The sequence below is a fragment of the Saccharothrix sp. DSM 118769 genome (assembly GCF_052936295.1).
On record NZ_CP193627.1, the window covers coordinates 8,103,506 to 8,125,181 of the forward strand.

The window sequence follows — 21,676 nt, forward strand, 5'->3', positions numbered from 1 at the left end:
CTCCCCCGCCGGACGACGCCGCTCCCCCGAGCACGAGCCCGTCAGCGCCGTCCGGCGCGGGCGCCCGGGGCGGGACCCCCGCACCCCCGACCGGGTCGGTCCCGCCCCGCGGCCCCGCCGTCACACCCGCACCGGCTCCAGGCGGTCGCGCTCCGGGTCGACCAGGTAGACCCGGGCCGCCGAGATGTCGAAGTACGTGCCGACCAGGCGCAGCGACCCCGCCGCCACGGCCTCCCGCACGCTCGGGTAGGTCATCAGGTTGTCCAGCTGCTGGGCGACGTTGGCCACCGCCAGCCGCTCCACCGGCGGCAGGTCCGACTCGCCCGCGTGGAACCGGATCAGGCTGGGCTCGGCCGCCCGCAGCCACGCGTGCAACCGCGTGCCGGGCTTCGCCGAGCCGTGCACGACCGCCTTCATCGCGCCGCAGTCGGAGTGGCCGCACACCGCGATCGTGTCGACCGCGAGCACCTCCACCGCGTACTCGATCGCCGCGCCCACCGAGTCGTCGGCGGTCGGCGGCACCAGGTTGCCGATGTTGCGCACGCAGAACAGGTCGCCCGGCCCGCTGGTCGTGATCAGGTTCGGCACCACGCGGGAGTCGGCGCAGGTGATGAACAACTGGCGCGGGCGCTGGCCCCGTTCGGCGAGCTCGGCCAGGAAGGGGCGCACGAGCGGCGCGGTGGTGCGCTCGAACTCGTGCATGCCGCGGATCATCGGGTCGGTGCCCACCAGGCCGGTGCCCACCAGGTCGGTGACGGCCGGGTCGGTGACGGCCGGGTCGGCGCTCGTCCGGTCGGCTCTCGTCCGGTCGGCGCCCACCGGGTCGGCGTCGCCGCGCTGCCGGGGCACGGTGACCGCCCGCGCGCGCTGCCAGTGCGCCCACGGCGCGAACCAGCGCGGCAGCGGCGACAGCGGGGTCTTGCGCCGGGCCGGGATGCCCCTGGTGGCCTTGCTGAACCAGGTGTCGTGCACCTCGTCCACCTCGACGGTGCCGCCCAGCCGCTCGTAGCCGGTGCGCCAGTCGTCGATCGCCTCGTAGGCGCCGTGGTCGAGGAAGTCGATGTGCAGCTCCAGCACGACGTGCCGCCCGAGCGGGATGCCGCGCAGCGCGCGCACGAGCCGGCCAACGCCGAGGAACACCAGCGAGCCGCGGATGACCACGCGCCACCCGTCGTGCTCGGGCTCGACCCGCACGGAGCTGCGCGTGAGGCGGTGCAGCGACCGCAGCGCCGCCGCCGCGACGCCCAGCAGCACGCCCTGCACCAGGCCGAGCGCGACCACGCCGAGCGCGGTGACCGCGTAGGCGGTGAACTCGCCGTGCCGCCGCAGGGCGCGCATCCGCCGCACGCTGACCAGCCGCACGCCCACGACGAGCAGCACGCCCGCCAGCGCGGCCAGCGGGATCAGCTCCAGCACCGAGCCCAGCGCGAGGGTGAACACCGCGATCCACACGCCGTGCAGCACGGTCGAGGCGCGGGTGCGGGCGCCGGCGGCGACGTTCGTGGAGCCGCGGGCGATGCCACCGCTGACCGGCAGGCCGCCGAGGGCGCCGGAGACGGTGTTGGCGACGCCCTGGGCGACCAGTTCGCGGTCGAGGTCGGCGCGCGGTCCGGCGTGGAGCTTGTCCACCGCGACCGCGGACAGCAGGGACTCGACGGCCGTCACCAGGGCCACGGCGACCACGGCGAACGCGATGCCCGCGACCGCGCCGGACGGCATCCGGGGCAGCACGAGCTGCTCCAGGGCGTTCTCCGGCAGGTCGACCCTGGCCACGGGCAGCCCGCTGCCCACCGCGGTCGCGGCGAGCACGGCGACGAGCGGGGCGGGCACGTACGAGGAGCGCGGCACCCTGGGCCACAGGACGAGCACGACCACCGCGACGCCGCCGACGAGCAGCGCGTGGCCGTCCACCGGGCCGACCAGCCGGGCGAGGTTGTCGAGCACCGCGGGACCCGCCTGGCCGCCGAGCACGACGACGAGCTGGCCGACCGCGATGGTCGCGCCGATGCCCGCGAGCAGGCCGTGCACCACGGCGGGCGAGAGGGACAGCGCGACGCGGCCGACGCGGGTGAGGCCGAGGGCGACCTGCACCAGGCCCGCGCCGGCGGTGATCATCGCGGTGGCGGCCCAGCCGTACTCGGCGATGAGGCCCGAGGTGATCAGCACCATGCCCGCCGCCGGGCCGCTGACCTGCAACGGGGCCCCGCCGAGCGCGCCCGCCACGACGCCGCCGACGACGGCCGAGACCAGGCCCGCGATGAGCGGCGCGCCGGTCGCGGCGGCGAAGCCCAGCGACAGCGGCACGGCGATCAGGAACACCACGACCGAGGCAGGCAGGTCGTACCGCAGCACGGTGGCCAGGCCGCCCGGTGGGCCCGCCGTCGTGTGCTCGCCGGCGTGGGACTTGGTGGGGCGTGGTCGGTCCATCGGAGTCCGTCCTGTGTGGAGTGTCTGTTGTGTCCGGTCCGCGCCGGGTGCGCGGGTCCGCCGCCCCGGTCGGGGCGGTGCGTCGGTGGGTGGGTGCCTACCGCCGCGCTAAGGGCAGCGGAAGGCGCGGCCGTGGGGCGTCGAGTCGGGACTCGGCCCGGGCGCGGTGGTGGGTGGTCGCCACGGTGGCACCTCCGTGTCGGCACAGGGGACGTGTCGGCACAGCCCGCGTCGTACAGGTCGCGTTGAGACCATCATGACGACGGAGTGGCTGATCTGACAGCGGTTCCACCCGGTCGTGTTGATCACCGGGGAGGCCGTCACTGCTGGTGACGGCCTTCGGCGGACGACGGCGGCGCGGGAGGGGAGGGGGTCACCCGCGGGGCGGGGCAGAGCGGCGGGGGGCGGGGCGGAGGGCTCGGGCACACCCCCCCACCGACAGCACAACGCCCGCCACTGCCGGCGGGTGGCCGGCCGTGACGGGCGTGGCGGGGGCGGTCCCGCGCCCGGTCGCGCCCCGGGCGCGGGTGTCGGGCGTCAGGTGTCGGGCGTCAGGCGTCAGGCGTCGGGCGTCAGGCGTCAGGCGTCCACTTGGGACCTGTCACCCGACCAGAGGGTGTGGAAGCTGCCCTCTCGGTCGGTGCGGCGGTAGGTGTGCGCGCCGAAGAAGTCCCGCAGGCCCTGGACGAGCGACGCGGGCAGGCGCTCGGAGCGCAGGCCGTCGTAGTAGGCGAGCGCGGACACGAAGCCGGGCGCGGGCACGCCCGCCTCGACCGCGCCGACCACGACCCGCCGCCACGCCTCCTCGGCCGACTTCACCGCGTCGCGGAAGTAGTCGTCGACGAGCAGCGAGGGCAGCTCGGGCGCCTTGTCGTACGCCTCGCGGATGCGGTCGAGGAAGCGGGCCCGGATGATGCAGCCGCCGCGCCAGATGGTGGCCATCGCGCCCAGGTCGAGGTCCCAGCCGTACTCGGCGCTCGCGGCCCGCATCTGGTCGAAGCCCTGCGCGTACGCGACGACCTTGGACGCGTACAGCGCCTGCCGGACGTCCTCGACGAGCTGCCCGGCGAGCTTGTCGGAGGCGAACACCGCGGACGAGCCGAACGCCTCGCGCACCGCCGCGCGCTGGTCCACCCGACCGGACAGGGACCGGGCGAACACCGCCTCGGCGATGCCGGTGACCGGGACGCCCAGCTCCAGGGCCTCCTGCACGGTCCAGCGGCCGGTGCCCTTCTGCTCGGCCGCGTCGGCGATCACGTCCACCAGCGGCACGCCGGTGTCGGCGTCGAAGTGGCCGAGCACCTCGGCGGTGATCTCGACCAGGTAGGACTCCAGGTCGCCGGTGTTCCAGCCGCGGAAGACCTCGGCGATCTCGGTGGGCGTCATCCCGCCGACCCGCTTGAGCAGGTCGTACGCCTCGGCGATGAGCTGCATGTCGGCGTACTCGATGCCGTTGTGCACCATCTTGACGAAGTGCCCGGCGCCGTCGGGTCCGACGTGGACGCAGCATGGCACGCCGTCCACCTCGGCGGCGATGGACTCCAGCACCGGTCCGAGGTGCCGGTAGGACTCCTCCGAGCCGCCGGGCATGATCGACGGGCCGTTGAGCGCGCCCTCCTCGCCGCCGGAGATGCCGGCGCCGACGAAGTGCAGGCCCGCCTCCTTCAACGCGGCCTCGCGGCGGCGGGTGTCGGCGTAGTGGGCGTTGCCGCCGTCGATCACCGTGTCGCCGGGCTCCAGCAGCGGGACCAGCTCGTCGATGACGGCGTCGGTGGGCGCGCCCGCCTTCACCATGATGATGATCTGCCTGGGCGCCTGGAGGCTCGCGACGAGCTCCTCCAGGGTCTCGGCGGGCACGAACTCGCCCTCGTGGCCGTGCTCGGAGATCAGCGCTTTGGTGCGGGCGGAGCTGCGGTTGTGCACGGCGACGCGGAAGCCGTGCCGGGCGAGGTTGCGCGCCAGGTTGCTGCCCATGACGGCGAGCCCGGTGACGGCGATCCGCGCGGGTGCCTCGGAGGTGGTCATGGCACAAGCCTGCCGAAATCCGCGCCCGCGCGCACCTGTGCGGACCCCTGAACACGAAGCGCGCCACCGGATGCGCCCGAAGCTGTAACATCGTGAAACAAATCGTGGAACAAGGGGGGCGGCATGACCAGGGCTACCGTGCGGGACGTGGCGAGGGCGACGGGGTTGTCGATCGCCACCGTCTCCCGGGTCCTCAACGGCCAGGCCAACGTCGCCCAGCACACCCGCGAGCTGGTGCTGCGGACCGTCGACCAGCTCGGGGCGCAGGCGCCGAGGCCGCGGGGCGCGAAGCCGGCCGGGTCGATCTACGTGCGCTGCCCGTACCTGCTGACCGACTACTTCGGCCTGATCGTGTCGAGCGTGGCCGAGACGCTGGCCCTGCACGGCAGGCAGGTGCTGCTGGACGCGGGCACGTCGGCGCAACGCGTCGGCGCCCTGCCCGGCCTGCCGAGCCGCTCGGACGTCGGCGGCGCGGTGCTGATCCTGCCGCCGGAGCCCGCCGACGAGCTGGTGCGGCTGCGCGACCGGCGGTTCCCGTTCGTGGTGGTCGACCCGCGCACCGAGCTGCCGCGCGACGTGGCCTCGGTGTCGGCGGCGCACTTCGCGGGCGCGCGGCGGCTGATGGCGCACCTCGTGGAGCTGGGGCACCGGCGCATCGGCATCATCGGCGGCCCCTCCGACTGGCTGGCCGGCGACGGGCGGCTGGCCGGGTACGCGGCGGCGCTGTCGGACGTCGGCGTGCTGCCGTCGGCGGAGCTGCTGCGGCACGTCGACGAGCCGACCGCCGAGCACGGCTACCGGGTGGCGCGCGAGCTGCTCGACCTGCCCGAGCGGCCGACCGCGCTGGTCGCGTTCAACGACAAGATGGCCGTCGGGGCCCTGCGCGCGGCCCGCGAGCTGGGGTTGTCGGTGCCGGGTGACGTGTCCGTGGCCGGGTTCGACGACCTGGACCTGAGCCGCGCCACCCGGCCGGAGCTGACCACCGTGCGGCAGCCGTTGCAGGAGATGGGCCGGATGGCCGTGACGCTGCTGATGCGGCTGCTCGACCGGCACGAGCTGGAGGCGCTGCACGTCGAGCTGGCCACCGAGCTGGTGGTCCGGGAGTCCACCGGGCCGGCCCGCCCCGCCCGGGACCGGCCGGCCCGGAACTGACCGCTCCCCCGCTTTTCACGGTCTTTACCGGGCTGGGGGCGCGACCTTGACACCCGTTGCGGGTCATTGTTTCCTTTCATCTGCGAGCTAGTTCCAGGTTTGTTCCATTTGTTACAGGCCGCCGATGACCCTGTCCACAACGTCGTGAAAGGAGTCCGGGGTGCCCTTTTCCCACCGTCGGGCTTTCATCAGCGCCGGCGTCGCGGCGGTAGCCGTCGCCGCCACCGCCACGGCCCTGCCCTCCCCCGCCGCGATCGCCGCGGGCGAGTCGGTCGCCGTCCACCTGACCACCACCTCCGACAGCGGTGGCCGCACGGTCACCCGCGGGCTCCAGCCGCAGGCCCCCGTCGCGTTCAGCACCAGCGCGGGCGGCGCCGCGCACACCGTCACCGTCAACGAGGGCACGACCTACCAGCAGTTCGAGGGCGGCGGCGCGTCGATCACCGACACCACCGCCTACCTGCTGCGCGGCGGCCCCGTCTCCGCGGCGACGCGCGACGCGGTGATGCGCAAGCTGTTCCACCCCGTCGACGGCATCGGCCTGTCGTTCGTGCGCAACCCGATCGGGGCGTCCGACCTGTCGCGGCCGGGCAACGTCTCGCTCGACGACACGTGCTGCGACCTCAACGACTTCGGGGCCAACGGCTACGACACGAACGTGCGGCTGCTGACCCAGCAGGCCAAACAGCTCAACCCGCAGCTGCGGGTCAAGGGCGTGCCGTGGAGCGCGCCGGGCTGGATGAAGGACAACGGCCGCATGGACCAGATGGGCTGGCTCAAGTGGGAGCACTACCCCACCTACGCGCAGTACCTGGTCAAGTACGTGCAGAGCTACCAGAACGCGGGCATCCCGGTCGACTACGTCTCGGTGCAGAACGAGCCGAACTGCTGCAAGGCGGGCAACCCGACCGAGATGGACTACCCGGGCATGAGCTGGAACCCGGCCGGCCTGGTCGAGTTCACCAAGAACTTCGTCTACCCGGCGTTCCGCGCGGCGGGCATCACCACCAAGGTGCTGGTGCACGACTGGAACTACGGCGACTACGCCAACTTCGGCGCGGGCATCCTGAACGACGCGGGCGTGCGCAACGACCCGCTGTTCGGCGGCATCGCCTGGCACGGCTACTTCGGCGAGCCGACCGTGGGCACGCAGGTGCACGACCAGTACCCGAACGTGAAGCAGTTCAGCACCGAGCACTCCGGCGGCACGTGGATCTCGAACCAGCACAACGAGGACATGGCCGACATCGTCAACTACGCCCGCAACTGGAGCGGCAGCCTGGTCAAGTGGAGCCTCGGGCTCAACCAGAACATGGGCCCGCACAACGGCGGCTGCGGCACGTGCACCGGCCTGATCACCGTGCAGGAGGGCGGCTCGCGCGCCGGGCAGGTCGACTACACGATCGAGTACTACACGACCGGTCACCTGACGAAGTTCGTGAAGCCGGGCGCGCACCGGATCGACTCGACCGCCAACGGCACCGTGCAGAACGTGGCCTACAAGAACCCGGACGGCTCGAAGGCCCTGATCGCGCACAACGGCGGCACGTCGTCCCAGTCGGTGCGGGTGAACTGGGGCAACCAGGCGTTCACCTACACCCTGCCGGCGCGCACCACGGCCACGTTCACCTGGTCGGGCACGCCGGGCGGCGGCAACCCGCCGGTGGGCGGCGGCGCCATCACCGGCCTGGGCGGCAAGTGCGTCGACGTGGCGGGCGGCTCCTCGGCCGACGGCACGGCGGTGCAGCTCCACACCTGCAACGGGTCGGCGGCGCAGCAGTGGACCCGGCCGGGCGACGGCACGGTCCGCGCGCTGGGCAAGTGCCTCGACGTGAAGGACCGGTCGACGGCGGACGGCGCGCAGCTCCAGCTGTGGACGTGCGGCGGGACCCCGAACCAGCAGTGGACCCACACGGCCGGGCGCGACCTGGTGAACCCGGCGGCGGACAAGTGCCTCGACGTCACCGGCAACACCAGCGCGGACGGCACCAGGCTCCAGCTGTGGACCTGCACGGGCGCGGCGAACCAGAAGTGGACCGTCGCCTGAGCCGATGACGGCGGGGACCCGTCCCGATGACGGGGTCCCCGTTCCCCGGGTCCCCCGGGGAGAGCGGGCCCGCCCCGGTGACGGCGGCTGCCGGGCGGGCCCGCTGCGGTGCACGCCCTGCGGTGCACGCCCTGCGGTGCACGCCCTGCGGTGCACGCCCTGCGGTACACCCGCTGCGGTACACCCGCTGCGGTGCGGCCATCGCGGTGCGGCCATCGCGGTGCGGCCATCGCGGTGCGGCCATTGCGGTGTGCCGAACCGCGTCCCGGTCGCGGGGCGCGGTCCGGCGCCGGGCGGCCCACGATCGAGCGATGAGACGACCTCGCGCGACCGCGCTCGTGCCCGCCCTCGTGGCGGCGCTCGTGGCGGCCACCCTCCTGGTCCCCGGCCAGGCGTCGGCGGCGTGGGCGCTGACCGCCGCGCAGCGCCGGGCCTACCTGACCCACTACGCGCCGGTGATCCTCAAGCGCGGCGACGAGAACGACGGCAAGGCCGGCCGCGACTGGATCACCAACTTCGACTTCGACCGCGACGGGAACCACGCCACGAACCGGGCGAACTGGCGCGACGTTCCCTCGTACGTGGCGGGCGGTCACCCGGACTGGCGAATCCGGCCCACCCTCTACACCGCGCTGCTGGAGTTCACCGAGAACGGCTCCAAGTCCCTGGTCCTGCTCTACCACGTCTACCACGCGGCCGACAAGGACGCGAAGGAGATCCACGACTGGGAGCGGGTGGAGGTCGTCGTGCGCGGCGTCACCGGCACGCCGGGCGGGGCGGGCGAGTCGTTCGCCAACGCCACCGTCACCCACCACAAGGACCACGTGATGCGCCGGGCGTCCGACCCGGACGTGCGCTTCCTCGGCTCGCACCTGCTGCTGTGGCAGGCCGACGAGAGCGACTTCGACCTGCCGGACATCGGGCCGCACGGGCACGAGCTGCGCTACGCCACCGACCCGTGGGCGACGATCGCGGACCGCATGGCGTCCGGGGCGAAGGCCGAGGTGCACATCTCCGGCGCCGACGACGCGCGCAACGTGCACTACGCGTTCGTGCCCGGTGGCGCGGCGGACGCGGTGGCGGCGTTCGGCGCGGTCCCGCTGACCCCGTCCGCCGCGAGCCGGGTCGACAACGGCACGAAGGTGACGTGGCCGCAGGTCAAGCGGCTGACCTACGAGTTGCAGGACCTGGCCGACATCGTGCCGACGCACTGGTCGGGCGGGGACTGGCAGCGGCACTGGCTGGCCGACGAGTCCGTGGACGTGCTGCTGGAGGAGCCGGCGCTCGGCGTCCCCGCGGGCCGGCAGCGGTTCCTGACCCGGTCGCGCGACGACGCCGCGCCCGACCTGAGCGACGGCCGCGAGGGCTACCCGTCGAAGGCGTGGTTCTTCGGCGCGTACTCCGCCGAGCTGGGCGAGGACACGCCGTCCGGCTCCGACGACTTCGGCGGGTTCGCGGGCACCGGCGTGGACAGCGCCGGCCGCACGCGCGGCGCGGTGAGCGGCGACCCCGCCTCGCACGGCGCGTACTGGCGGCAGCACGAGTACTTCGTGCACGACGGCGGTCTCGACGACGCGCGGAGCCGTGAACGCGGCACGTGGCTGCCGCCGGGCTGGCACCTGGCCGCCAACGGCGGCTTCGACGGCCGCTGGGAGCGGTTGTTCGACGACCTCCCGTGAGGGGGCGGAGCTGCCCGCCGCCGCTGCACGACCAGCGGCGGCGGGCGCTCACCTAACCGGTGGCGCGGTATGCCTCGCCGGCCCGGTTGGGCGTGCCGCCGGGCAGGTACAGCCCCGTGCCCGGCTTGTCCGCGGGCAGCGCGAACCACGCGTACCGCTCCAGGTAGGACAACCCCTCCAGCATCCGCGACGACCCGCCGGCGAAGTCGGCCAGCTGCCGCTCGTCCGGGTAGCGCACGCCGCCGCCGGAGAAGTCCATCAGCGAGTACTCGGTCAGCCAGACCGGCAGGCCGTACCGGGCGCTCACCGCGTCCAGGTAGTTCTTCAGGTGCCCGACGGCGGCCGGGCCGAAGTCCGAGCCGTACCAGTGCAGCGCGATGAAGTCGACGCGCAGGCCCCGCGCCCTCGCCCCCGCCATGAACCGGTCGAGCCAGCCGCCCGGCTTGTCGCCGCTGTGGGCCACGGCCGGGCTGCCCAGGCGCATCCCCGTCGCCTGGAGCTGCGGCCACAGGTCCAGCGCCTGCTCCACGGTCATGTTCGACTGCTCGCCGAGGTCGGGCTCGTTGAACCCGAGCAGGGTGGTGCCCTGCCGCTTCACCGCCTCCAGGTTCGCCGGGGTCACCGCCTTCGCGCCCCAGATCATCGGCACGTACTCGACGCCCGGCGGGACCCGCACGTCCTCCGGGTTCGTCGCCCAGTTGTAGACCCAGCCCGCGCCGACGTCGGACAGCGCCGTCGAGACGCCGTCGAAGTTCCAGGTGCTGACGCCCTTCTTGACCGACCTGGTGGCGGGCGGCCGGGGCGGCGGCGGTGCGGCGACCACCTCGGGCGCGGTCGTCGTGGTGGTCGTCGTCGTGGTGGTGGTCGTGGTCGTCGTGGTGGGCGCGGCCGTGACGGGCACGGTCGTGGTGGTCGTGGCGGCGACCGGCGCGGCCACCGGCAGGGGCCGCGGCGGCGGGTCGTTCGGCAGCAGCACCACCCCGCCGGCGACCGCGACCACGGCCGCCGCGGCGACCAGCGGCTTGGCGGCGGCGTGCGCCCAGAACCCCTTCTTCACCGCGAGCGCGCCCTTCGACGCGGGGTGCGCGACCGACGCGGGGTGCGCGACGACCGTCGGGTCCGCCGGGAGGGCGGCGACCCCCGTCTGCCCGAGCAGGTCGAGGCCGGGCGGCAGCGGCACGAGCGGGATGCGGGCGACCAGGCCGTCCACGTTCGCCAGGTCGTCGAAGCCGCGCGCGCACCGGGTGCACTCGCGGGCGTGCCGCACGATCCGCTTGCGCCACAGCGCGCTGGGCGCGCCGTCCCAGTCGGAGGTGACGGCGGCCAGGTCGCCGCAGCGCGGCATGGCCAGCACCCGCACCACCACGCGGGCGGCGTCGAGCTGCGCCTTCATCCGCTGCACGCGCACGGCGGCGTGCTGCGGCGTGAGGCCCAGCGCCTCGGCCAGCTCGGCGCGGGTGATCCGGCCGACCGACTCCAGCCACCACAGCGACAGCAGCTCGCGCTCGTCGTCCCCGATCCAGCGGGTGGCGGCCACGACCTCGCGCCGCTGCCCGCGCAGCTGGAGGCGCGTGATGGCGAAGTCGGCGAAGTCGGCGCCGGGGTCGGCGCGGTCGAGCACCTCGTGGTCCACCGGCAGGGGCGTGTTCCGCCGGTGCCGGTCGCGGACCTGGTTCATCGCGATGACGAGCAGCCAGGACCGGAACGACCCGGGGTCCTGGAGCTTCGACAGGCCGTCCACCGCGCGCAGCATGGTCTCCTGCACCACGTCGTCGGTGTCCGGGTGCCCGCCGAGGGCGTGCCCGACGACGTTGTAGACCAGCGGCAGGTAGGCCGCCACCAGCGCGTCCAACGCGCCGGGCTCACCGCGCTGCGCGGCCGTCACCGCGTCGGCGTCCCCTGGTGTGCGCATACCGATCCTCTCGCCCGAGCCGGACTTACCCCCAGGAGACGGCTGGTGCGCGACACCATAACGACTTTCCCCGCCCCCCGAGAGTCCAACGCCCAGGTCCCGAGAGTCCAACGCTCAAGACCCGAGAGTCCAACGCCAGGGCCTCGAGAGTCCAACGCTCAGGACCCCTGAGTTCTGCGTTCGGGACTCACACCGTTCGGCGTGGGTGAAGAACTCACCGGGCCTGAGCGTTGGACTCTCGGGACCTGGAGGTTGGACTCTCGAGGTCTGGGGGTTGGACTCTCGGGTCAGGCGACCAGGACGGAGGCGGCCATGCCGAGGAGGGCCGTGCCGCACAGGCGGTCGAAGGCGGGGCGGACGCGGGGGTGGGCCAGCCAGGTCGACAGGCGGCCCGCCAGGGGCACGACGACCGCCCAGAAGCAGGCGAAGACGGCCACCGCGACCGCCGACAGCAGCGCCGCCTGGGGCAGCGGCGGGGCGGTCGGGTCCATCGCCTGCGGGACGAGGCTGAGGAAGGTCAGCATCACCTTGGGGTTGAGCAGGTCGCACAGCAGGCCGCGCAGGAACAACGACCGGTCGGACGTCGCCGCACGGCGGATCGGGCCGCCGCGCCGGGCCGCGCGCAGCGTCGTGAACCCGAGGTACACGAGGTAGGCCGCGCCCACCGCCTTCACCGCGAGCAGCGCCGCCGGGGCCGCCGCCACCAGCGCGGACAGGCCCGCGGTCGCGAGCGCGGCGTGCGCGAGCAGCCCGGTCACCACGCCCAGCGCCGTCACCGCGCCGTGCCGCACGCCGCGCACCGCGGCACCGGTCACCAGCACGAAGTCCGGACCGGGCACGACGGTGACCACGACGAGCGCGAGCAGGAAGGACGTCCAGGCGATGTGCACGACGCGATCGTGTGACGCGCGTTCGGTTCGTTCCACCCCACCCGTACGGTGTGCGGTTGTGGGCGGAACAGCCGAACTGGATTCGGTCGACTGGCAGATCCTGGAGGAGTTGCAGAACGACGCCACCCTCCAGAACCGGGCGCTGGCCGACCTGGTGGGCATCGCGCCCTCGACGTGCCTGCAACGGGTCCGCCGGCTGCGCGAGCTGGGCGTGATCACCGGTTTCCACGCCGTGGTCGACCCGCGCGCGGCCGGCCTGCCGCTGGAGGCCGTCGTCTCGGTGAACGTGCGCCCGCACACCCGCCCGGTGGTGGCCGCGTTCCGGGCGTACGTGATGGCGCAGCCGGAGACCCGCTCGCTGTTCCACGTCAGCGGCACCGCCGACTTCCTGGTGCACATCGCGGTCGCCGACAGCACGCACCTCCAGGCGTTCCTGGTGGACAAGATCGCCTCCCGCACCGAGGTGCGGAACCTGACCAGCTCGGTGGTGCTCGAACGCGTCGAGACCCGCGCCCTGACCCCGCCCGGCGACCGGCGGCCGACCCACCGCAGGCGGCGCGTCTACCGTGCTGCGCATGAAGCCTGAGGAGTTCCGCCGGATCGGCCACGAGGTGGTCGACTGGATCGCCGACTACCGCGCCCGCGTCGAGGAGTTCCCGGTGCGGTCCCGGGTGGAGCCGGGCTGGGTGCGGGAGCGGCTCGCCGCCCTGCCCGAGCACGGCGAGGGGTTCGGGCCGCTGCTCGCCGACCTCGACCGGGTCGTGCTGCCCGGCACGACGCACTGGCAGCACCCCGGGTTCTACGCGTACTTCCCGTCGAACGCGTCCCTGCCGTCGGTGCTCGGCGACCTGCTGTCGTCGGGCCTGGGCGTGCAGGGGATGCTGTGGTCCACCTCGCCCGCCGCGACCGAGGTCGAGCAGCACCTGATGGACGAGCTGGTCGGCGCGATGGGCCTGCCGGAGTCGTTCCTGGGCGGCGGCGTCGTCCAGGACACCGCGTCGTCCGCCGCGCTGGTCGCGCTGCTGGCGGCGCTGCACCGGTCGTCCGGCGGCACGTGGCGGCGGTCCGGCGTGGACGGTGCGGAGACCGTGTACGTGTCGTCGCAGACCCACTCGTCGCTGGAGCGGGCGGCGCGGATGGCCGGGCTCGGCGAGCGGGCCGTGCGGTCCGTCCCGGTCTCGCCGTCCACCCTGGCCATGGACGCCTCGGCGCTCGCCGAGGTGGTGCGCGCCGACGTGGCGGCGGGCCGGCGGCCGGTCCTGGTGTGCGCGACGGTCGGCACCACCGGCACCGGCGCGGTCGACCCGGTGCGCGAGATCGCCGCCGTGTGCGCCGAGCACGGGACCTGGCTGCACGTGGACGCCGCGTGGGCGGGCCCGGCGGCCCTGTGCCCCGAGTTCCGCGACCTGTTCGACGGCCTGGAGCGGGCCGACTCGTTCACCGCGAACGCCCACAAGTGGATGCTCACCGCGTTCGACCTGTCGCTGTTCTGGACGGCCCACCCGGACGTGCTGGTGGACGCCCTGACGATCCTGCCGGAGTACCTGCGCAACACCGCGACCGAGTCGGGCGCGGTCGTCGACTACCGCGACTGGCAGGTCCCGCTGGGCCGCCGGTTCCGCGCGCTGAAGCTGTGGGCGGTGCTGCGCTGGTACGGCTTGGAGGGCGTGCGGGCCCACCTGCGCGGGCACGTGGCGCTGGCCGCCCTGCTGGAGTCGTGGGTCGGGGCGTCGGCGGACTGGGAGCTGGTCGCGCCGCGCACGTTGTCGCTGGTCACGATCGCGCACCGGGGCGGGGACGAGGTGACCAGGGCCGCCGCGGAGCGGGTCAACGAGTCGGGCCGCGCCTTCGTCACGCACACGACGGTGGGCGGCCGGTTCGCGATCCGGGTGGCGATCGGGGCCGAGGGGACCCGGGAGCACCACGTGCGGGCGCTGTGGGAGGCGCTGGACGGGTGACGGGATGCGCCACCAGGGGCCTCCCGGTGGCGCGTCCCCGGCATCACCCGAAGGTGAAGGCGATGGTCTCCAGCACCGCGCCGGCGGCGTCGCGGGTGGTCACCGTGCCCGTCGCCGTCATGTCCCCGTCGCCCGGCACGGGGACGGCGACGCTGCCGGCGACCGGTGCCGCCGACGCCTCGCCGTGGCCGGGCACGGTCAGGACGACGGTGGCCACCCGGTCGTCCACGACCTCGCCGAGCAGGGCCAGCGAGTCGCTCGACCAGGACTCCCCGCCGCTCTCGGGATCGGTCCGCGCGGTGAACCCGTAGAAGACGGCCGTCCCGCGCACGGTGTCGCCGAGGACCCCGGTGCGGGGCGCACGCGCCTCGGGCACGCGGGCCGTGTCCACCACCTCGCTCTCGCCGTCGTGGCAGGTCACGACCAGCCCGTCGTAGAAGCCGAGCTGGATCGACTCGCCGAGCACGGCGGTGGTGTCCATCCCCGCCCGCCACGCGTCGGCGTCGGCCACCGGCGGGTTGCGCGCCTCCAGGCACCGCGCCAGGCGGAGGGCCGCCGCCGGGTCGGTGCGGTCGCCGTCGGGCACCTCGCGGTCGGTGACGGTCGCCGCGGGGGCCGGGGCCGCCAGTACGACGTGCTCCTGGATCTCGGCGGAGTCGCGGACCTCGCGGACGGCGGTGACCCGGTCGCCGTCGACCCGGTGGGAGTTGGGCGCGAGCCAGACGGTGCCGAAGCGCGCGGTGTACGCCCGGGGCGACCCCGCGTCGGGCCCCAGCGCGAAGTCCCTCGGGTCGGGGCCGGTGAACCCGGCCAGCGAGCCGGTGGCGGTGCTGAACGACACCGCGAGGGCGCCGGGGTCGGCGACCGGCGGCGACACCGCCACCGCGGCGGGCGTCAGCTCGCAGAACACCACGCCGGCGGGCGTCGTGAAGGCGACCAGGTCCACCCGGTCCTTGGACGCGGTGGCGACCGGCGCCCACCCCGGCGCCGCCCCGCAGCGGTCCGGCGCGCCGGCGGGCGCCACGCCCTCGCGGACCCGGTACCGGTGGTCCTGGTCGGGCATCGGCAGTTCGGGGATCGCCGACCGCCGCGCCGCCTGGTCGGCGGGCGCGCCGCCGGGGAGCAGCGCCGCCTGGTCGGCGGGCGCGCCGCCGGGGAGCAGCGCCGCGACCGCCGCACCGATGCCCAGGACCGCCACCGCGGCCACCGCGATCGGCGCCCGGGACCGCCGGCGCATCCCCTCGTGGAGCTTCAGCCGGGCCGAGCCGCGCACGTCGTCGGGCAGGGGGCGTTCGGCGGGCAGGCCGAGGTCACTCATCGTCGTCCTCCTGGGTCAGGTCGCGGAGCCGGGCGCGGGCGCGGGACACGCGGGAGCGCACGGTCGCCTCGGTGACGCCGAGCAGTTCGGAGGCGTCCGCGGTGGACATGCCGCCGAGCAGGCACAGGCGGGTGGCCTCGCGCTCGGCGCGGGGCAGCCGCTCCGCCGCCGCGAGGACCCGCCGCAGCCGGCGCCCGGCGGCGTCGGAGTCGGCGACCCCCTGGGCGTGGTCGGCCTGCGGCTCGCGCGCGCCCAGCCGCCGGACCAGCCGCAGCAGCCGCGCCCCGGCCCGCCGCTCGTCGCGGGCCAGGTTGGCGGTGACGGTGAACAGCCAGGGCCGGGCCGACTCGCGGGTCAGCACCACCCGCGCCCGCAGTCGCCAGGCGGTGAGGAACGTCGCCGACAGCAGGTCGTCGGCACTGGTCCAGGACGCGGTCAGCCGGTAGGCGTAGTTCCACACCGCCTCGGCGTGCCGCTCGAACAGCCCGGTGAACGCGGCGTCCGCGTCCGGCCCCCGGGAGGTGGCGCGCAGCCACAGCTCCCGGTCGCCCTCGGGTGGTGGCCCCTCGCGGGCGTCGGACGGCACCGTCACCCCGGTCGCACTGGTGGTCATGCCCTGGTGGGGCCGGCTCACCCGCCGACGTGGCACTCCGGGCGCGTGACGCGGGTCACAGGACGCGGAGCAGGCCCTCCTGGACCACGGTCGCCACGAGCTGGCCGTCGCGGCTGTAGAAGCGGCCCGTCGCGAGGCCCCGCGCGCCCGACGCGGACGGCGAGGCGCAGTCGTACAGGAACCACTCGTCGGCGCGGAAGCGGCGGTGGAACCACATGGCGTGGTCCAGGCTCGCGCCCAGGACCTTGTCCGTGCCCCAGTACACGCCGTGCTTGACGAGCACCGAGTCGAGCAGGGTCATGTCGGAGGCGTAGGCCACCACGCACACGTGCAGCAGCTCGTCGTCGGGCAGCTTCCCGTCCGCCCTCATCCACACCTGGCTGCGCGCCTCGGTCGGGCCGACCTCGCGGGCCTTCCACGGCGGCGTCGTCACGTACCGGATGTCGATGGGCCTGGGCAGGCGGGCCATGCCGACCTTCTCCAGGTACCCGGCGGCCGACTCGGCGTAGGTGGGCAGCGACTCCGGCTCCGGCACCTCCGGCATGGGGTCCTGGTGGTCCAGGCCCGGCTCGTCGCGCTGGAACGACGCGGAGAGGGAGAAGATCGCCTTGCCGTGCTGGACGGCGACCACGCGCCGGGTCGTGAACGAGCGGCCGTCGCGGATGCGGTCGACCTCGTACACGATCGGGGCCCTCGGGTCGCCGCCGCGGATGAAGTACGAGTGCAGGGAGTGCACGTGCCGGTCGGGCTCGACGGTCCGACCGGCCGCCACCAGCGCCTGCCCGGCGACCTGCCCGCCGAACACCCGCACGGGCGACTCGGCGGGCGACACCCCGCGGAAGATGTTCTCCTCGATGCGCTCCAGGTCCAGCAGCGCGACGAGGCGGTCGAGCACGGGCTGCCCGTGGGGCACACCGTCCGCGTCCCGGGGTACGTCCGAGAACTCGGCGGTCGCCGCGGCACGGGCAGCCTCGGTCACGTCATCTCCTAAGCGTGGTCTTCCTCCCCCAGGCGGTGCACCCGGATGAGGTTGGTGGACCCGATGGTCCCCGGCGGGGAGCCTGCCACGACCACCATCAGGTCGCCCGCCTGGTAGCGGCCGATCGACAGCATGGACAGGTCCACCTGGCGGACCATCTCGTCGGTGGAGTCCACCTTAGGCACGATGAACGTCTCCGTGCCCCAGGTGAGAGAAAGCTGACTGCGCACGCTCGGCTCCGGCGTGAACGCCAGCAGCGGCAGGTGCGTGTGCAGGCGGGCCAGCCGCCGCACGGTGTCACCGGACTGGGTGAACGCGACGAGCGCCTTGGCGTTCAGCCGCTCGCCGATGTCGCGCGCCGCGTAGGAGATGACGCCGCGCTTGGTGCGCGGGACGTGCGTCAGCGGCGGCACCTGCACGGACTCGGTCTCGACGGCCTCGATGATGCGGCCCATGGTCTTGACCGACTCGATGGCGTACCGGCCGACCGAGGTCTCGCCGGACAGCATCAGCGCGTCCGCGCCGTCGAGCACCGCGTTCGCGACGTCGGACGTCTCGGCGCGGGTCGGGCGGGAGTTGGTGATCATCGAGTCGAGCATCTGGGTGGCGACGATCACCGGCTTGGCGTTCTCGCGGGCGATCTGGATCGCCCGCTTCTGCACCAGCGGCACGTGCTCCAGCGGCAGTTCGACGCCCAGGTCGCCGCGGGCGACCATCACGCCGTCGAACGCGAGCACGATGGCTTCGAGGTTGTCGACCGCCTCGGGCTTCTCGATCTTGGCGATGACGGGCTTGCGGCCGTGGCCGACCCGGTCCATGACCTGGTGGACCAGGTCGATGTCGGCGGGCGAGCGCACGAACGACAGGGCGATGAAGTCCACGCCCAGGTTGAGCGCGAACTCCAGGTCCTCGATGTCCTTCTCGGACAGGGCCGGCACGGAGACGTCCATGCCGGGCAGGGACAGGCCCTTGTTGTTGCTGACGGGGCCGCCCTCGGTGACCTCGCAGACGACGTCGGGGCCGTCGACCTCCAGGACGGTCAGGCCGACCTTGCCGTCGTCCACCAGGAGCCGGTCACCGGCCCTGGCGTCCTGGGCGAGCTGCTTGTAGGTGGTGGAGACCCGGTCGTGGGTGCCCTCGACGTCCTCGACGGTCACCCGCACGACGTCGCCGGTGCGCCACTCCACGGGACCGTGGGCGAAGCGGCCGAGCCGGATCTTGGGGCCCTGGAGGTCAGCCAGGATGCCCACCGCGCGGCCCGATGCCTCGGCCGCGTTGCGGACGAGGTCGTAGACCTGCTTGTGGTCGGCATGGCTGCCGTGGCTGAAGTTCATCCGAGCCACGTCCATACCGGCTGCCACCAGCTCGTTGACCTTGTCCTCGGTCCCGGTGGCAGGGCCCATCGTACAGACGATCTTCGCGCGTCGACTCACGTTAGGTCAGAGTAGTCCTTGTCACTGGACCGATCAGGATGTACCCGGGGGTAATCTCCGCGAAACAGGGAGAATGGCCCTCGTGGGCACCAGAATCCTTCCGTTCGTGACCGCGGTGTTGCTCAGCGTCATCATCCTGTTCACCCCGCAGTCAGGTGTGCCCGACTCCCCTCCCGGGACCGACAAGGTCGTCCACTGCCTGCTGTTCGCCCTGCTCGCGGTCACCGGCCTGTACGCCCGGCTGCCGCGCGTCCCGCTCGTGGCCGGCCTGGTCGGCTACGCGGTGGTCTCGGAGGTGCTCCAGTGGCTCCTCACCGCGCTGGGGCGCGGCGGCGACGTGCTGGACGGGCTGGTGGACGTGGCGGGCGTCGCGGTCGGGGTGCTGGTGTTCCGGCTGCTGCCGGTCAGCGGCGGAAGCCGACCTCGCTGAGCCCGACGTGGTCGGCGCACCAGTCGACCAGCGGGGTGACCTCGCGCCAGGCGGCGCGGACGCGCTCCAGGCACTCCGGCTCGTGCAGGGCGTCGTCGGGCGGCCACACCTTCGCCACGTAGATCCGCCGGTGCTTGAGCAGCTCGATCCGGGGGTGCTCCGGGTCACCGCCGCGCGGCGCGCGCTTGAGCTTGTCCCCGCGCAGCTCCCAACCGGCCTCGACGAGGCCCGTGACCAGCTTCTCCAGCTGCTCGCCGCGCAGGTCGTCGACGACGGAGGCGCGGTAGCGGGCGAGCTGGTCGGGGGCCATCGCGAACGACCCGCCGGCCACGAACAGGCCCTCGGTGCCGACCTGGACGTAGTGCGCCCCGCCGCCGCGGCCGAGTTCGACCACGCCGCCGCAGTGGTCCTTGTAGGGCGTCTTGTCCTTGCTGAACCGCACGTCCCGGTACGGCCGGAACACCTTGCCGGGGCCGAACTCCGGTTCGAGCGCCGCGAGCAGCGCCTCCATCGGCGCCCGGACGTCGGCCTGGTAGACGTGCCGGTGCTCGTCCCAGTACGCCTTGGAGTTGTCGACCACGAGCCCGTCGAAGAAGTCGACCGCGTACTCGCCGAAGCCGGTGAATTCCACGGCGCACAGCTTACGTCCGCGCTTCGGGCCCCTTCGGGACGTGTCGCCGCGATCCGCGACCAGGTGATCACGCCCGGTGCATAATCGTCCGGATGGGCAGGAAATCGGCGCTGGTCGCCTGGCTGCGCGCACTCGACGCGCCGGAGCTCCGGGAGGTCCTGGCGCTGCGCCGGGACGCGGCCCGCGCCCGCCCCCGCACGGTCCGGGCGCTCGCCGACGAGCTGACCACCGCGTCGTCGCTGCGGCGGGCCGTCGACGGCCTCGACCGGGCGTGCCGCGACGTGCTCGACACGGCGGTGCGGCTGGGCGAGGGCGCGAGCACCGAGGCGTTGGCGGAGGCGTTGCGCTGCAACGGGAAGGCGGCGCGCGCCGAGCTGAAGCGGGTGCTGGGCGTGCTGCGCGCGCACGCCCTGGTGTGGCCGGCTGAGCCCGCCCCCGACCCGGCCGGCCCCTCGGGCCCGGCCGCGGCTCCCGCCCTGGTCACCTCCCCGGGGCTGCGCCCGTCGGACGGCGAGCCGGCGCGCCGGGTCACGCCCGCGCCGCGCGCGCCCCGCCGGGCGCGGCAGGACCGGGGGTTCGCCGACCGGGCCGCCACCGCGCCCGCCACGTCCACTGTGGACGGTGTGACCAGGTTGGTGGAGCTGTGCGACACCCGGCACGTGGCGTGCGGCAGCGGCGTGGGCCTGCGCGAGCTGCGGCGGGTCGCGGCCGCGCTGGGCGTCGAGGAGGACCGGGCGCGGCTGTGGCTGGAGCTGGCGGCCGAGGCGCGGCTGCTGGGCGTGGACGAGGACTCGCGCCGGCTGGTGCCGACCGGGTCGTCGGACCGCTGGCGCGCCGCCCCGCCCGCCGCGCGGCTGGCCGCGCTGGCCGACGCGTGGCCGCGGATGACGTGGGCCGCGGTCGGGCAGCGGGCGGCGCTGGCCGGACCGCCCCCCGCGGGCGCGGGCGACCGGGCGCGGCGCGGCGTGCTGGAGCGGTACGCGCGGCTGGCACCCGACGAGGCGTTCGAGCACCGGCACGAGGTGGTGGCCGACCTGGTGTGGTCGCGGCCCGCCGTGCACGACCCGGCGGCGACGGGTGCCGTGCTGGCGGAGGCCGAGTCGGTGGGCCTGGTGGCGCTGGGCGCGCTGTCCGCGCTGGGCCGCGCCGTGCTGGGCGGGACGACGGCCGCGGTGGCCGACCGGTTCGTGCCGCCCGCCGCGACGACCGCGCACCTGCGCCCCGACCTGACCGCGGCGGTGGCCGGGCTGCCGTCGCGGGAGCTGTGCGAGGTGCTGGACCTGGCGGCCGACGCCGCGAGCGGCGGCTGGCGGTTCAGCGGGGCGAGCGTGCGGCGGGCGCTGGACGCGGGCCACGAGCCCGGGGAGCTGCTGGCGCGCCTGGGTTCCGCCGCCTCGCACGGCGTGCCGCCCGCCCTGGAGCGCCTGGTGCACGAGGTGGCGCGGCAGCGCGGTCAGGTCGCGGTGACCGCGGTGGCGTGCTGCGTGCGGGCCGAGGACCCCGTCCTGCTGGCCGAGATCGCCGGGCACCGCGCGCTGGCCGGGCTGTCCCTGCACCCGCTGGCCCCGACCGTCCTGGCCTCCGCCCGGCCGGTGCCGGAGACGATGGCGCTCCTGCGCGCCGCGGGCTACGCCCCGACGTCGGACGGCGGCCCGTTCGTGGCCCGCGTGCCCCGCCGCCGCGTCGAGCCGCCCCCGCCCGCCGCACGGGCGCCGCTGACCGGGAACGCGCCGGCCGGGAACGGGCTGACCGGGAGCGGGTCGGCCGGGAACGCGCCGACCGGCGGTGAGCCGACCGGGAAGGACCTGACCGAGGAGGAGCTGACCGCGCTGGCCGCCGCCCTGGTGGACCGCGAGCGCCCGCACCCCGCCACGCCGCAGGTGCGGTCCCGCCGCACGGGCGCGGTGCGGCTGCTGCGCGACCAGTCGCTGGTGCTGCGCGACTCGGAGGTCGTGCTGCTGGCGGACGCCCTGGTCAGCCGCACGTCGGTGGAGATCGCCGTGGCGAACGGCCCGCGCACCACCGTCCGGCACGTGGTCACGCCGGTCGACCACGCGGCGGGCAACCTGACCGCGACCACCGACGCGGGCCACCGCGAGTTCCCGGTGAGCCGCATCCGGTCGGTGCGCCCCGTGCCGTCGGCCACCTGACCGGCGGGGGTGGTGCGTGGCCGCCCCGACGC

16 protein-coding genes are annotated in these 21,676 nt (G+C 74.6%); 7 read left to right on the top strand and 9 right to left on the bottom strand.

From position 1 onward, the window contains the following. Positions 1–120: 120 nt before the first annotated feature. Both ACRAKJ_RS34095 and gndA read right to left on the bottom strand, forming a co-directional pair. Positions 121–2,427 carry a SulP family inorganic anion transporter gene (locus ACRAKJ_RS34095; protein ID WP_438919107.1) on the bottom strand — a complete coding sequence of 769 codons (2,307 nt, stop codon included), beginning with the start codon at positions 2,425–2,427 and terminating at the stop codon, positions 121–123. 579 nt (positions 2,428–3,006) lie between these two features. Beyond that, positions 3,007–4,452 (bottom strand): NADP-dependent phosphogluconate dehydrogenase, encoded by a 1,446-nt coding sequence (gndA, locus tag ACRAKJ_RS34100; protein WP_438919106.1) that lies wholly within the window; start codon positions 4,450–4,452, stop codon positions 3,007–3,009. 123 nt (positions 4,453–4,575) lie between these two features. On the opposite strand from gndA, the gene ACRAKJ_RS34105 reads away from it, so the two are divergent. The 3 genes from ACRAKJ_RS34105 (at position 4,576) to ACRAKJ_RS34115 (ending at position 9,330) form a co-directional block, all read left to right on the top strand. Continuing rightward, complete coding sequence (locus tag ACRAKJ_RS34105) at positions 4,576–5,604, top strand: substrate-binding domain-containing protein (protein WP_438919105.1); 1,029 nt, start codon at positions 4,576–4,578, stop codon at positions 5,602–5,604. Positions 5,605–5,764: 160 nt separating this feature from the next. Next, positions 5,765–7,651, top strand: coding sequence for a ricin-type beta-trefoil lectin domain protein (locus tag ACRAKJ_RS34110; RefSeq protein ID WP_438919104.1), 1,887 nt, complete (start codon positions 5,765–5,767; stop codon positions 7,649–7,651). Between the two features lie 311 nt (positions 7,652–7,962). Beyond that, the gene (locus ACRAKJ_RS34115; protein WP_438919103.1) at positions 7,963–9,330 is read left to right on the top strand and encodes a hypothetical protein; all 1,368 of its coding nucleotides are present in this window, start codon (positions 7,963–7,965) and stop codon (positions 9,328–9,330) included. A gap of 52 nt (positions 9,331–9,382) precedes the next feature. Here the strand turns inward: ACRAKJ_RS34115 and ACRAKJ_RS34120 are convergent, their stop codons facing one another. Together ACRAKJ_RS34120 and ACRAKJ_RS34125 are read right to left on the bottom strand one after the other, a co-directional pair. Continuing rightward, a complete protein-coding gene (locus ACRAKJ_RS34120) occupies positions 9,383–11,242 on the bottom strand; it encodes a sigma-70 family RNA polymerase sigma factor (protein WP_438919102.1) in 1,860 nt (619 codons plus the stop codon). A gap of 287 nt (positions 11,243–11,529) precedes the next feature. After that, positions 11,530–12,132: a LysE family transporter gene (locus ACRAKJ_RS34125; protein ID WP_438919101.1), complete on the bottom strand. Its 603-nt coding sequence runs from the start codon at positions 12,130–12,132 to the stop codon at positions 11,530–11,532. A 58-nt stretch (positions 12,133–12,190) separates the two neighbouring features. On the opposite strand from ACRAKJ_RS34125, the gene ACRAKJ_RS34130 reads away from it, so the two are divergent. Beyond that, complete coding sequence (locus ACRAKJ_RS34130; RefSeq protein ID WP_438919100.1) at positions 12,191–12,718, top strand: winged helix-turn-helix transcriptional regulator; 528 nt, start codon at positions 12,191–12,193, stop codon at positions 12,716–12,718. Next, the gene (locus ACRAKJ_RS34135; protein ID WP_438919099.1) at positions 12,708–14,090 is read left to right on the top strand and encodes a pyridoxal-dependent decarboxylase; all 1,383 of its coding nucleotides are present in this window, start codon (positions 12,708–12,710) and stop codon (positions 14,088–14,090) included. The genes ACRAKJ_RS34130 and ACRAKJ_RS34135 overlap by 11 nt, the downstream gene beginning before the upstream one ends. A gap of 43 nt (positions 14,091–14,133) precedes the next feature. On the opposite strand, the gene ACRAKJ_RS34140 is transcribed toward ACRAKJ_RS34135, so the two are convergent. The 4 genes from ACRAKJ_RS34140 to pyk are packed head-to-tail and all read right to left on the bottom strand — an operon-like array spanning position 14,134 to position 18,433. Beyond that, the gene (locus ACRAKJ_RS34140) at positions 14,134–15,408 is read right to left on the bottom strand and encodes a hypothetical protein (RefSeq protein ID WP_438919098.1); all 1,275 of its coding nucleotides are present in this window, start codon (positions 15,406–15,408) and stop codon (positions 14,134–14,136) included. Continuing rightward, positions 15,401–16,021 (bottom strand): sigma-70 family RNA polymerase sigma factor, encoded by a 621-nt coding sequence (locus ACRAKJ_RS34145; RefSeq protein WP_438919097.1) that lies wholly within the window; start codon positions 16,019–16,021, stop codon positions 15,401–15,403. Before ACRAKJ_RS34145 ends, ACRAKJ_RS34140 begins: the two co-directional genes overlap by 8 nt. A gap of 55 nt (positions 16,022–16,076) precedes the next feature. Continuing rightward, entirely contained in the window at positions 16,077–17,000 is a 924-nt protein-coding gene (gene tesB, locus ACRAKJ_RS34150) for an acyl-CoA thioesterase II (protein WP_438919096.1), read from the bottom strand. Between the two features lie 8 nt (positions 17,001–17,008). After that, entirely contained in the window at positions 17,009–18,433 is a 1,425-nt protein-coding gene (gene pyk, locus ACRAKJ_RS34155; protein ID WP_438919095.1) for a pyruvate kinase, read from the bottom strand. Between the two features lie 106 nt (positions 18,434–18,539). Here pyk and ACRAKJ_RS34160 point away from each other — a divergent pair, with 106 nt between their 5' ends. Then, entirely contained in the window at positions 18,540–18,863 is a 324-nt protein-coding gene (locus tag ACRAKJ_RS34160; protein WP_438919094.1) for a VanZ family protein, read from the top strand. Here the strand turns inward: ACRAKJ_RS34160 and ACRAKJ_RS34165 are convergent. Further along, on the bottom strand, positions 18,838–19,494 hold the full coding sequence (locus ACRAKJ_RS34165; RefSeq protein ID WP_438919093.1) for a DUF2461 domain-containing protein: 657 nt from the start codon (positions 19,492–19,494) through the stop codon (positions 18,838–18,840). The two genes, ACRAKJ_RS34160 and ACRAKJ_RS34165, sit on opposite strands and share 26 nt — an antisense overlap. A 92-nt stretch (positions 19,495–19,586) precedes the next feature. Between ACRAKJ_RS34165 and ACRAKJ_RS34170 the strand changes: the two genes are divergently transcribed. Further along, on the top strand, positions 19,587–21,644 hold the full coding sequence (locus ACRAKJ_RS34170; protein ID WP_438919092.1) for a helicase-associated domain-containing protein: 2,058 nt from the start codon (positions 19,587–19,589) through the stop codon (positions 21,642–21,644). Positions 21,645–21,676 lie beyond the last annotated feature (32 nt).